Annotated in this window: 10 protein-coding genes and 1 pseudogene; 1 reads left to right on the forward strand and 10 read right to left on the reverse strand. The window is 65.6% G+C overall.

What is annotated here, in order from left to right; genetic code table 11:
- Positions 1 to 25 precede the first annotated feature (25 nt).
- The 10 genes and pseudogenes from ACTYOL_RS23945 to ACTYOL_RS23990 all read right to left on the reverse strand — a co-directional run bounded on the left by ACTYOL_RS23945 (position 26) and on the right by ACTYOL_RS23990 (position 11,323).
- The gene (locus tag ACTYOL_RS23945) at positions 26 to 832 is read right to left on the reverse strand and encodes an ABC transporter permease (RefSeq protein WP_063546171.1); all 807 of its coding nucleotides are present in this window, start codon (positions 830 to 832) and stop codon (positions 26 to 28) included.
- Positions 822 to 1,772 (reverse strand): ABC transporter permease, encoded by a 951-nt coding sequence (locus ACTYOL_RS23950; protein WP_054895266.1) that lies wholly within the window; start codon positions 1,770 to 1,772, stop codon positions 822 to 824. The genes ACTYOL_RS23945 and ACTYOL_RS23950 overlap by 11 nt, the downstream gene beginning before the upstream one ends.
- Position 1,773: 1 nt before the next feature.
- Positions 1,774 to 2,799 carry an ABC transporter ATP-binding protein gene (locus ACTYOL_RS23955; RefSeq protein WP_444757202.1) on the reverse strand — a complete coding sequence of 342 codons (1,026 nt, stop codon included), beginning with the start codon at positions 2,797 to 2,799 and terminating at the stop codon, positions 1,774 to 1,776.
- Positions 2,800 to 2,940: 141 nt separating this feature from the next.
- Positions 2,941 to 4,086 carry a putative ABC transporter substrate-binding protein YdcS gene (gene ydcS, locus ACTYOL_RS23960; RefSeq protein ID WP_054895268.1) on the reverse strand — a complete coding sequence of 382 codons (1,146 nt, stop codon included), beginning with the start codon at positions 4,084 to 4,086 and terminating at the stop codon, positions 2,941 to 2,943.
- Positions 4,087 to 4,169: 83 nt separating this feature from the next.
- Positions 4,170 to 5,627, reverse strand: a complete 1,458-nt coding sequence (locus tag ACTYOL_RS23965; RefSeq protein ID WP_232233634.1) for a gamma-aminobutyraldehyde dehydrogenase — start codon at positions 5,625 to 5,627, stop codon at positions 4,170 to 4,172.
- A gap of 131 nt (positions 5,628 to 5,758) precedes the next feature.
- On the reverse strand, positions 5,759 to 6,670 hold the full coding sequence (locus tag ACTYOL_RS23970; RefSeq protein ID WP_054895270.1) for a LysR family transcriptional regulator: 912 nt from the start codon (positions 6,668 to 6,670) through the stop codon (positions 5,759 to 5,761).
- Positions 6,671 to 6,849: 179 nt separating this feature from the next.
- A complete protein-coding gene (locus tag ACTYOL_RS23975; protein ID WP_371926312.1) occupies positions 6,850 to 7,911 on the reverse strand; it encodes a methyl-accepting chemotaxis protein in 1,062 nt (353 codons plus the stop codon).
- Between the two features lie 66 nt (positions 7,912 to 7,977).
- Positions 7,978 to 8,514: pseudogene (locus ACTYOL_RS23980) on the reverse strand (MCP four helix bundle domain-containing protein); the annotation flags it as partial.
- 95 nt (positions 8,515 to 8,609) lie between these two features.
- Entirely contained in the window at positions 8,610 to 10,133 is a 1,524-nt protein-coding gene (locus tag ACTYOL_RS23985; RefSeq protein ID WP_444757203.1) for an MFS transporter, read from the reverse strand.
- Between the two features lie 242 nt (positions 10,134 to 10,375).
- A complete protein-coding gene (locus ACTYOL_RS23990; protein WP_063546177.1) occupies positions 10,376 to 11,323 on the reverse strand; it encodes a LysR substrate-binding domain-containing protein in 948 nt (315 codons plus the stop codon).
- 101 nt (positions 11,324 to 11,424) lie between these two features.
- Between ACTYOL_RS23990 and ACTYOL_RS23995 the strand changes: the two genes are divergently transcribed.
- Positions 11,425 to 12,639: a cation:dicarboxylate symporter family transporter gene (locus ACTYOL_RS23995; protein ID WP_444757204.1), complete on the forward strand. Its 1,215-nt coding sequence runs from the start codon at positions 11,425 to 11,427 to the stop codon at positions 12,637 to 12,639.
- Positions 12,640 to 12,693 lie beyond the last annotated feature (54 nt).

The following is a 12,693-nucleotide window of genomic DNA, read 5'->3' on the forward strand; positions in this document are numbered from 1 at the left end:
TTTTCTCAGGTTCTTGTTCGCGTGTTCACTTGCCGCTGCCGGCAACGCCTTCGCCACCTTTGGTCAGGTAGTAGGCGCCCAGGATCGGCAGCATGGTCACCAGCATGACCAGCATCGCCACCACATTGGTCACCGGCACATCGCGCGGGCGACCGAGCTGGTTGAGCAGCCAGATCGGCAAGGTGCGTTCATGACCGGCGGTGAAAGTGGTGACGATGATTTCGTCGAACGACAGGGCGAACGCCAGCATGCCGCCAGCCAGCAGCGCCGAGCCGAGGTTAGGCAGGATCACGTAGCGGAAGGTCTGCCAGCCGTCGGCGCCCAGGTCCATCGAGGCTTCGATCAGGCTGTGCGAGGTGCGCCTGAAGCGGGCGATGACGTTGTTGTAGACGATCACCACGCAAAAGGTCGCGTGCCCGACGACGATGGTCATGAAACCGGGCTCGATGCCCAGGGTCTTGAATGCCGACAGCAACGCAATGCCGGTGATGATGCCGGGCAAGGCGATCGGCAGGATCAGCATCAGCGAGATGCTTTCCTTGCCGAAGAAATCACGCCGGTACAACGCAGCCGCCGCCAGCGTGCCCAGCACCATGGCGATCAGCGTGGCCAGGGCGGCGATCTTCACCGACAGGGTCACGGCATCGAGCACGTCCTGGCGGGCAAACGCCACACTGAACCAATGCAGGGTGAAGCCCTGCGGTGGAAAGCTGAACGCGGCCTCTTCGGTGTTGAAGGCGTACAGGAAGATGATCAGGATCGGGAAGTGCAGGAACACCAGCCCTCCCCAGGCCGCAAGCTTCAGCCCCCAGGACGCTTTTTCAGAGTGCATCGAAGGCCCCCAGGCGTTTGACGATGGACAGGTAGACGGCGATCAGCACGATCGGCACCAGGGTGAAGGCCGCAGCCATGGGCATGTTGCCGATGGCGCCCTGCTGGGCGTAGACCATGCCGCCGATGAAGTAGCCCGGCGGCCCGACCAGCGACGGCACGATGAAGTCACCAAGGGTGAGGCTGAAGGTGAAGATCGAGCCCGCGGCGATGCCGGGCACCGACAGCGGCAGGATCACCTGCATGAAGGTCTGGCGCGGTTGCGCCCCGAGGTCGGCCGAGGCCTGCAGCAGCGACGGCGGCAGGCGCTCCAGCGAGGCCTGGATCGGCAGGATCATGAACGGCAGCCAGATGTAGACGAACACCAGGAAGCGCCCCAGGTTCGAGGTCGACAAGGTGTTGCCGCCCACACCGGGCACGCCCAGCAGCAGGTTCAGCAACGGCTCCAGCCCCAGGTGTTGTACGAACCACATGGCCACCCCGCCCTTGGCCAGCAGCAGGGTCCAGGCATAGGCCTTGACGATGTAGCTGGCCCACATCGGCAGCATCACCGCGATGTAGAAGAACGCCTTGGTCTTGCCGCTGGTGTAACGCGCCATGTAGTAGGCGATAGGAAACGCCAGCGCAGCACTGGCGATGGACACCGCCACGGCCATCAGCACGGTGCGCTGGATGATGTCGAAGTTGGCCGGGGTGAACAGCGCGGCAAAGTTGGCCCAGGTCAGGCTCGGCGTCACCGTCATGGTGAAATCGTCGAAGGTGTAGAAGCCCTGCCACAACAACGTCAGCAACGAGCCCAGGTAGATCGCGCCGAACCACAGCAGCGGCGGCACCAGCAGCAGCGACAGGTACAGCGTCGGCTTGCGGTACAGCAGGTTGGACAGCCCGCGCAGGGCGCCGTGGCGGACTACCGGCGCCGTGGCATCGAGGGTCAGGCTCATCTCACACGCCCTCGCTCAGCGCCACCATGGCCTCGCGCGCCCAGCGGGCGGTGACGCGCTGGCCCGGCTGGTGGCTGGCCGGGCCGTCGCCCCACTGGCTGTTGGCCTGGCTCAGGCTCAGGTGCTGGCCATTGTCCAGGCGGATCTCATAGCGCGTTGCGGCGCCCTGGTACTGGATATCGTGCAGCAGGCCGCTGACCTCCACGTCGCTGGCTCCCCGTTCGCCCAAGGCGAAGCGAATGTGCTCGGGGCGAATGGAGAACGGCCGGGCATCACCGATCAGTTGGCTGGCGAGTTCGCCACGCAACACGTTGGAGGTGCCGACGAATTCGGCGACAAAGGCGGTGGCCGGTTTCATGTACAGGTTGCGTGGGGTGTCGACCTGTTCGATGCGCCCTTTGTTGAATACCGCGACGCGGTCGGACATCGACAGCGCTTCGCTCTGGTCGTGGGTGACGAAGATGAAGGTAATGCCCAGTTGGCGTTGCAGGCGCTTGAGTTCGCCCTGCATCTGCTCGCGCAGCTTGAGGTCGAGCGCCCCCAGCGGCTCGTCGAGCAGCAGCACCCGCGGACGGTTGACCAGCGCGCGGGCCAGGGCCACGCGCTGGCGCTGCCCGCCGGAAAGCTGTACCGGCTTGCGCGTGCCATAGCCGCCGAGGGCGACCATCTCCAGCGCCTGCTCGGCACGCTGCAAGCGCTCGGTGCGGGCCACGCCCTTGACCTTCAGGCCATAGGCGACGTTGTCCAGCACGTTCATGTGCGGGAACAGCGCATAGTCCTGGAACACCGTGTTGACGTCACGCTGGTAGGGCGGCAGACCGGCGGCTTCGAAGCCATGGATGCGGATGGAGCCTGCGCTGGGCTGCTCGAAACCTGCGATCAGGCGCAGGCAGGTGGTCTTGCCCGAGCCCGAGGGGCCGAGCATGGAAAAGAATTCGCCGTCCTGGATGTCGATCGACACCTGGTCGACGGCCTTCACCTCGCCGAACTGACGGGAGACCTGGGTGAACTGGACGGCTGGGGGCATGGTGGAGGCTCCGGGGTGAAGGGTGGTTTTGTGGTGTCTCTGCCGCCCTCATCGCGGGACAAGCCCGCTCCCACAGGGCTGCAAGTATCCTGTGGGAGCGGGCTTGCCCCGCGATGAGGCCGGCCCAGGCAAGCGCCCGGCCTAGCGCCCGCCCATGATCGCGATGTAGTCCTGGGTCCAGCGGCTATAGGGCACGAACTTGCCACCCTCGGCCTGCGGGGTCTTCCAGAAGGCGATCTTGTCGAACTGGTCGAAGCCGTTGGTCTTGCAGCCCTCGGCGCCCAGCAATTCGCTGGCCTTGCAGCCCTGCGGCACCGCTGGCAACGAACCGAACCAGGCCGCCACGTCACCCTGCACCTTGTCCTGCAGCGACCAGTCCATCCACTTGTAGGCGCAGTTGGGATGCTTGGCCTCGACATGCAGCATGGTGGTGTCGGCCCACCCGGTGACGCCCTCCTTCGGGAATACCGTAGCGATCGGCTGGCCCTCGGCCTTGAGCGCGTTGGCCTGGTAAGGCCAGGCACTGGAAGCGGCGACGCCTTCGTTCTTGAAGTCGCTCATCTGCACCGTGGTGTCGTGCCAGTAACGGTGGATCAAGGCGTGCTGCTTGCGCAGCAGGTCGAGCACGGCGGCGTACTGCTTTTCATCGAGTTGGTACGGGTCGCTGATGCCCAGCGCCGGCTGGGTCGCCTTGAGGTAGAGCGCGGCGTCAGCAATGTAGATCGGGCCGTCGTAGGCTTGCACACGGCCCTTGTTCGGCTTGCCATCGGGCAGGTTCTCGGCCTCGAATACGGCTTTCCAGCTATCCGGTGCGGCGGGGAACACCTTGGTGTTGTACATCAGCAGGTTCGGGCCCCACTGGTAGGGCGTGCCGTAGGTCTTGCCATCGACGGTGTACCAGGGTGCGTCGTGCAGGCGCGGGTCGAGGTTCTTCCAGTTGGGGATCAGTTTCGGGTCGATCGGCTGTACACGCTTGCCATAGATCAACCGCAGCGAGGCATCGCCCGAAGCGGTGACCAGGTCGTAGCCACCCTTGGCCATCAGGCTGACCATCTCGTCGGAGGTGGCAGCGGTCTTGACGTTGACCTTGCAACCCGTGTCCTGCTCGAACTTGCTGACCCAGTCATAGGCCTTGTCCGACTCGCCACGTTCGATATAACCCGGCCAGGCGACGATATCGAGCTGGCCCTCGCCCTTGCCGACTTCCTTCAGGGCTTCGGCGGCCTGGAGGCTGCCACTGGCCAGGAGCGCGGTGGCGAGCCCGCTGAGCAACGCTGTCTTGTACATCGTTCATCTCCCAAATTGTTCTTTCTATTGTCGGGGCAGTATCAAGCGAACAACGTCCCTGGCGGCGCCAGCGGATTCTTGTGTCAGTCGAGCAGCTCGCCGTGACGCGCCATGATGTGGCGCACCACGCTGTAGTCCTGCAGCGAGTCGCTAGAGAGGTCCTTGCCGTAGCCGGAGCGCTTGAGCCCGCCATGGGGCATCTCGCTGGCCAGCATGAAATGGGTGTTGATCCAGGTGCAGCCGTATTGCAGGCGGTTGGCGATCTGGAAGGCCTTGTCGAGGTTCTGCGTCCACACCGAGGAGGCCAGGCCGTATTCGGAGTCGTTGGCCCAGTCCAGCGCCTGGGACAGGTGTTCGAAGCGGGTCACGGTGACCACCGGCCCGAACACCTCGCGCTGGACGATCTCGTCCTGCTGGCGGCAGCCGGCCAGCAGCGTAGGCTGGTAGTAGAAGCCGGGGCCCGAATGCACCGCGGCACCGGTCACCCGCTCGATGTGTGGCTGGCCCAGGGCGCGCTCGACGAAGCTGGCCACGCGGTCGCGCTGGCGGGCGCTGATCAGCGGGCCGATCTCGTTGTCGGCGTCTTTCTTGCGGGCGAAGCGGATATTGCCCACCGCGTCGCCCAGTGCGGCCACCAGCCGGTCGTGGATGCCAGCCTGGGCGTAGATGCGGCAGGCGGCGGTGCAGTCTTGCCCGGCGTTGTAGTAACCATGGGTGCGAATGCCCTGCACCACGGCCTCCAGGTCGGCATCGTCGCAGACGATCACCGGGGCCTTGCCGCCGAGTTCCAGGTGGGTGCGCTTGAGCGTGCGCGAAGCGGCCTGGAGGATCTTCTGGCCGGTGACGATATCGCCGGTCAGCGACACCATGCGCACCTTGGGGTGGCCGACCAGATGGCTGCCGACCGCCTCGCCGCCTCCGCAGACGATGTTCAGTACGCCAGGCGGCAGGATGTCGACCAGCAACGGCGCCAAGGCCAGGATCGAAAGCGGCGTGTGTTCGGACGGCTTGAACACCAGGGTGTTGCCTGCGGCCAGGGCGGGGGCGATCTTCCACGCCGCCATCATCAGTGGGTAGTTCCACGGCGCGATCGACGCCACCACACCCACCGGGTCGCGGCGCACCATGCTGGTGTGCCCAGCGACGTACTCGCCAGTGAGCTGACCCTGCTGACAGCGCACGGCCCCGGCAAAGAAACGGAACACATCGGCAGTGGCGGGAATATCGTCCTGGCGCGCCAGGTGCAGGGGCTTGCCGCAGTTCAGCGCCTCGAGACGGGCGAGCAGGTCGGCATTGGCGTCGATGGCGTCGGCAATGGCGAGCAAGATGGCAGCGCGTTGCGCAGGGGTCGTGCGCGACCAGCCGGCAAAGGCGCGCTGGGCCGCCTGTACCGCGCGCTCAAGTTGTTCGAGGGAGGCTTCGCCGACATTCAGCAGCAACTCGCCGGTCGCCGGGTTGACGATGGGCTCGACCAGCCCTTCCCCGGCAACCAGGTGGCCATCGATCAACTGCGCGCTGTACAGCGGAAGACTGGTGGGCATTTTCGGACTTCTTCTTTTTTTCGTGTCGTCGTGCATGGCGCCTCCGCTGTGGGTCGGGCGCGTCCACTAGAAACGAGACTAGGGCCCGACAGGCAGCTTCACAAATTCTAAATATAGAAAGTCTCGTTCGATTAAAGCGATACCTTGCGCTGGCTGCCCTGCCCCCTGGCCAATGTCAGGAACGGGTCCACCAGCGGCGTGCGCGCCGTGCCCCGGCGCCAGGCCAGGCCCACGTCGAGCGTCTCGTTGAGGTCGGCCAGCGGGCGGGCTTCGATGATGTCGCCTTCCAGCGACCACGGGCGGTAGGTCATGTCGGCCTGGATCGACAGCCCAAGCCCCGCCGCCACCAGGCTGCGCACCGCTTCCACCGACGCGGTGCGCAAGGTGACCTTGGGCGTAAGCCCGGCACGGCTCCAGATGCGCTGGGTGTGCAGGCCCATTTCATCGGCGTTGAGCTGGATCAGCGGCTCGCCCGCGACATCGGCCAGGCTGATGCTGTCGCGCTCGAGCAGCGGATGGCGCGGCGGCAGCCACAGGCGGTGTGGCGAGTGGGTGAGCACTTCGGTCTGCAGGGCGTGGCGATCTTCGAGATTGGACAGGATCAGCACGCCGACATCGATCTCGCCGGCCACCAGCAGATGCTCGATGTAGGGACGCTCGTCCTCCACCACGCGGGTTTGGACATTGGGATAGGCGTGCTGGAAGCGGGTGATCAGGTCGGCCAGGTAATAGCCGGCGACCAGGCTGGTGACGCCGATGGTGAGCAGGCCATCGACCTGGTCGGTGCTCTGCTGCAGGCTGCGCTTGGCGTTTTCCACGGTGGCCAGGATCAGGTGCGCCTGGCGCAGGAACTGGTGGCCCTGGTGGGTCAGGCTCATGCCTTTGGCGTGGCGGGTGAACAGGGTCACGCCGATCTCGTCTTCCAGTTGCTGGATCGCCTGGGTGAGGGTCGACTGGGAGATGAACACCGCCTGCGCGGCGGCGGAGATCGAGCCGGTTTCGGCGACGGCGATGAAGTGGCGAATCTGACGCAGGGTCATCATGCGGAAAAACACCTGTTGTTTTTCCGCAGTATGGTTTATCGAAGGGGTGGTTGAGCGTTCTTTTTTATCGAACAGGGTTTAGGGCTGTGTTGGCCTTTTCGCGGGTAAACCCGCTCCCACAGGAGCTCACAATCCCTGTAGGAGCGGGTTTACCCGCGAAGAGGCCGGGCCTGCAGGGACTACCCGGCAGTCTTGAAGAAGCCCATGCGGCTGCCCAGCGCATCCGCCAGCTCCAGCAGCTCCTGGCTGTCCCCGGCCAGGCGCGTGGAACCTGCGTGGGCATCACGCGAGGAGGCGTGGATGCGATTGATGTCCTGGCTGAGCATGCTCGCTGCCACATCCTGCTGCGACGAAGCCGCGGCGATCTGGTTGTTCATCTGGCTGATCGCTGCCACCTCGCGACGGATCTCGTTCAGCGAACGCTGTGCGACCTGGGTACGCTCCACCGTGCCCTGCGCCAGCTCGCGGCTGTCGCCGACGATCTGCGCAGTCTTGCCGGCACCCTCCTGCAGCTTGCCGATCATGCCGCGGATCTCGCGAGTCGACTCCTGGGTGCGGTTGGCCAGCGAGCGCACCTCGTCGGCGACCACCGCGAAGCCCCGGCCGAACTCGCCGGCACGCGCCGCCTCGATCGCGGCATTGAGCGCCAGCAGGTTGGTGCGCTCGGCGATGGAGTTGATCACCTCGATGATGCTCTCGATGGCCTGGCTGTCAGAGGCGACCTGCAACACCGCCTCGGTGGCCGACTCCAGCACCTGGGCCAGCTCGTGCATGGAGCTGGCGGTACCTTCGACCACGGTCTTGCCAGCATCCACTTCCTGGTCGGCCGCCTCGGAGGCCCGCGCGGCCGCGGCGGCGTAACCGGCGATCTCGTTGATCGCGGCCACCAGTTGCGACACGGCGCTGGCCATGTGCTGAGTATCGTCGCTCTGCTGCTGCATGCGCCCCTGGTTGGCGGCAGCGCCCTGGCTCATGCGGCTGGACGAGGCGACCAGGTCGGTCGCCACCTGGTTGACCTGGGCGATGATCTCGGTGAGGTGACGGTTGGTGGTGCCCAGCGCGCCCATCACGCTGTCCGGATGCTGGCTGCGTACGCTCTGGTCGATCTCGCCACGGGCCAGGCCACGCAGCAGTTGCGCCACTTCCTCGGGCTCGGCGCCCAGGGTCGAGCGAATGCTGCGGATGATCAGCAGCGAGGCGGCGACGCTGAGCAGCGCAGCCAGGGCCGCGGCCCAGAGCATCAAACCGGCAAAGCCCGAAGCGCTGTCACGCACGATGCCGATGTCGCGCACTACATCCTTCTCCTGCAGGTCGATGAAGGCGTTGATACTGCGCAGCCATTCCTTGTACGCCGGCGCGACCTGGGCCAGCAACAGCGCCTGTGCCTGCTCGAAATCGCCCTTGTGGCGCAGCTCCAGCAACTGCGCGGTGGCGGCCTGGGCGGTACGCTCGATACCCTGGATCTGCTGCTGCAGGCGTTGCTCGTCAGCACCAGCCTTGGGCTCGCCGAGCATCTTGGCCAGCGGCACGGCGGAGGTCTGGTAGAAGTCGTCCAGGCGCTTGATGTCCTGGAGGAAGCCCGAAAGCTGGCCATCATCGTGGGTCAGCACGGCATCGCGGATGGCGATGGCGCGGTCATGCACGCTGCCGCGCAGGTTGATCGCATAGCGCTGCTTGACCGTGGTGTTGCTGCTGACTTCGGTGAGCAACGCGTCGATCCCGCCCACCCGATGCACGCCGATGGCGGTGATGACCAGCATCAACCCAACGACCAATGCAAACCCCAGCGCCAACCTCATGGTGATGCTGATTCCTCTGAACATGGTGTCCTCCCCCGAGTGCATAAAAGCTTTTTGCCATCATTTTTTGCATGCTTTATACCCAGAGAATGTGAAGCCTTCTAATCGCGTTGATTGATAACGACCATGAAATTAAATCATCAGGTCGGCTGCGTGACTGGCACGGGAAGTGGCCGGTTCAGCAGCAGCCCGACCACCACGGCGAACACCAGCGCGGCCACCCCGGCACTGGTCAGCACCGCTTCGAAACCGCCGACGAAGGCTTGGCGTGCCAGCGGCGCGAGGGTGTCGCGCAGACTCGGATCGACCACCGCCAGCGCCGCCGGCAGATCGCCCGCCGCGACCCGGGTCGCCATGTCGCCGACCTTGTCCAGCTGCCCCGGCGCCACGCCCGCCACCGCCTCACGCAACAACTGCCCGCTGCGGCTGGCCAGAATCCCGCCCAGCACACCGATGGCCAGCACGATTGCGCCGAAGCGGGTGGTGGTGCTCAACCCCGAAGCCATGCCGGTGCGCTCGCGCGGTACGCAGGCCATGATGTTCTTCTGCGTATCGCCATTGAGCAGCCCAGCCCCGGCGCCAAGCACCAGGCTGGCCAGGGCGAAGGGGGTATAACCGCCGTACGCGGCTGCCGCCGAACACAAGAGGTTGCCCAGCCCCACCAGCAGCAACCCCAGGGCGAACACGCGCGCCGAGCCGAGCCGTGCCGACAGGCGCATGCCCAGGCGGGGTGTCAGCAGCATCGCCAGGGCGAACGGCAGCATGCCTGCACCTGCGGCCAGCGCTGGCAGTTGCAGGCCGTTCTGCAAGTACAGCGGCAGCAGGGTCATCATCACTTGGGCGCAGGCGGCATAGGCGAACATGCCGAGCAGAGCACCGATGAAGCGCCCGCTGCGCATCAGTTGCAGGTCGATCATCGGCCGCGACTGGTTGCGCTCGACCAGCACGAAGAGGAAGAACAGGAACGCCGCGATTACCAGGCGGCCGAGGGTGGGGGCGCTGTCCCAGCCGACGCGGTTGGCATCGATCAGCGCCCAGATCAGGTAGCCCAGCGCACCCGCGAAGGTCAGGCTGCCGAACGGATCCAGGCGCGCGGCAGCGCTGTCGCGTGATTCCTCGATGCTGCGCCGGACCATGAACGCCAGCACCACCACCAGTGGCAGGTTGATGTAGAAGATCCAGCGCCAGCCCAAGGTGCTGGCGATCAGGCCGCCAAGCAGCGGTGCGAAGGTGATGGTCGCGCCCATGCACGCGCCCCAGAACGCCCAGGCGCGCAGGCGCTCCTCGGGTTCGTGGAAGCGGTGACCGATGGCCGCCAGCGCGGCGGTAAGCAGCAGCGCCGCACCAAGGCCCTTGGCGGCCCGGGCCAGGTCGAGAAACATCAGTGTCGGCGCGGCGCCGCAGGCCAGCGAGGCCAGGCCGAACAGGCCCAGCCCCAGTTGCAGCATGCGCCGTCGGCCGAAACGATCGGCCAGGCTGCCGGCCGGTAGCAGGGCTGCGGCGAAGGCCAGCAGGTAGGCGCTGACTACCCATTCGATGTCGGCGAACGAGCCGGACAGGTCACGAGCGATGCTGGGCAGGCTGACCGCGACGATATTGGTGTCGAGGATGATCAGTGCGCACACCGCCGAGGCAGTGAACAGGGTGAAGCGGGCGGATGACATGTTGAGGCTCTCGAAGGGGGGGTGATCTTCAGGGCCTCATCGCGGGACAAGCCCGCTCCCACAGGTGTTCCGCAGGTTTCGGAGTCGTCGGGGCACCTGTGGGAGCGGGCTTGTCCCGCGATGAGGCCGGAACAGCCACCACAAGCCTGTCGGCCAAAATCGCTTCGCCGCAGGCCTTGCAGTGTTGCTACCACCCTACCCTTCCAGCGCCCAGCCCTTGTTAGCCTGGCGCCGCGTTGTCATTAGCCTGTAGCTAACGCAGCACCACCGGCCTCCCGTCGTTCACGGCGCAACTCGCTGCCCAGCTCCCGCGCCAACGCCACAAAATTCACCGCCTGCGGCGACGGGTTGTCCTGCCGGCACAGCAGGGTAATCGGCGCCGCCAGCCGGGGCCGGGCATCGCGAATCGGCCGGTAGGCCACGCTGTGCTCGTGAAAGCCGCGCATCGAGGTCGGCACCACCGACACCCCGGCACCTGCGGCCACCAGGCTGACGTTGGTCAGCATGCGCTCGACCTCGAACGCCACCTTCGGCTCGAACCCGGCATTGCGACACGCCTGCAGCAAATTGGCGTACATCCCCGGCGCCCCCGGGCGGCGCACCAGGATGAACGGCTCGTCGGCCAGGTCCTTGAGCGCAATGGCCGCACCGCTGTCGAGCAGGCGATGGCCAACCGGCAGGGTCAGCACCAGTTCTTCGTTGAGCAACCGGTGATAGGCGATGCCGCGTGGGCGGTCGACCGGCGCGCGAAGGATGCCGATATCGACACTGTCGTCGCTCACCTCGTCGGTCAGTTCGCGGGCGTTGCCTTCGTGCAAGGCGATATCGACGTCCGGGTACAAGTCGCGGTAGCGCCGGATGATGCGGGGGATCAATGGATGGGACGCCGCCGAGCTGGTGAAGCCGACCTTGAGGTTGCCCTCTATGCCCTTGGCCGTGCGCGCCGCCTTCTGCGCACCGTTCTCGACCCGTTGCAGGATGTCCAGTGCCTCTTGAAGGAACACCTCGCCGCCAGCGGTAAGGTCGACACCCTTGGCATGGCGGATGAACAGGTCGAAGCCCAGTTCCTGTTCCAGTGCGCGGATCTGCTGGCTGAGTGGCGGTTGCTGCATGTTCAGCCGCGCGGCGGCACGGGTGAAGTGCTTTTCCTGGGCGACCATGACGAAGTAACGAAGGTGACGAAGTTCCATGCAGGCTCCGGGGACGGGTGGCGAGGAGCATTGTGGCGCATGCGCAGTCCTCGCACCATTCACGCTAGAATCGGCAAACCGGAAAAAAACAAAAACTGCCGATGATCCGCAATCGCTCTCGTTCAGACCTCGCCCTGCTCCTGCTCGCACTGCTGGCCGGTGCGCTGCTGGGCGTCTGGCAGCCGGACCTGGCGGTGCAGATGAAGCCGCTCAGTGACCTGTTCATTTCCATCATCGGCGTCTGTGCCCCGGTGGTGATGTTCATCCTGGTCTGCTCCAGCACCGCCGCCCTGAGCGACTACCGCGCCACCGCCCGCCTCGGCCTCAAGGCCATGGCCTACTGGCAACTGATGTCGTTGCTTTCGCTGCTGATTGGACTGGCGGTGGCTTTGCTGCTGCGCCCTGGTGCGGGGTTGGAAAGCTCCAGCCATGTGTGGTCGGTGCCGCTGCTGGCCGGCGACGGTCCGATGCTCTCGCGCCTGCCGACCCTGCTGCTCGACTCGCTGGAAGAAAGCCCGATCCTCAAGGTGCTGCTGGCCGCACTGGTGTGTGGCCTGCTGTTGGGGCGCAGCGGCGAAACCGGCCGACGCCTGACCCGCCAGCTCGACCGGACCATGGCCTGGATGTTCCGCATCATGCGCCTGATCGTCAGCTTCGCGCCGCTGGCCGCGTTTGGTGCCATCGCCTTCATCATCGGCAAGTACGGCCTGGACGCCGCCATTCCCCTGGCCAAGTTCGTCGTTGTTGCCTACGCCGCGTGCCTGGCCTACCTGCTGCTGGTGCCGCTGCTGGTGATGCGTCTGCTCGGCTGTCGCCTGGCGCGGCTGGTGGGCTACATCAAGGAAGAATTGCTGCTGGTGATCTCGACCGGCTCGTCGGTGGCCGCCCTGCCGCGCCTGGTAGAAAAGCTCGAAGCGGCGGGTTGCGACAGCCAGACCCTGCGCCTGACCCTCACTGCCGGCTACAGCTTCAACCTCAATGGCTCGAGCCTGTACCTGATCGTCGCGGTGCTGTTTCTCGCACAGCTTGGGCATATCGACCTGACTCCCTCGCTGCTGGCGACCATCGTGCTGGTCAGCCTGTTCACCTCGCTCGGCTCGACCAGCGTGGCCGGCTCGGCCTTCGTCACCCTGGCTGCGACCCTGAGCGTGCTGGACATCGTGCCGCTGGAGAGCATCGGTTTGTTGATCGGCGTGGAGCGGCTGATGAAATGCCGGTCGGTGACCAATGTGTTGGGCAATTGCGTGGCGTGCCTGGCGATTGCCTGGTGGCACGGGAAGGTGGATCGAGGGCGGTTGCGCGAGGTGTTGGGTTAGTCGCTACTGAGCCTGGCCCCGCCCACGAAAATCACAGGCCAGTCATATCAACCG

This window comes from Pseudomonas sp. A014, from assembly GCF_052378495.1.
Classification (GTDB): domain Bacteria; phylum Pseudomonadota; class Gammaproteobacteria; order Pseudomonadales; family Pseudomonadaceae; genus Aquipseudomonas; species Aquipseudomonas machongensis.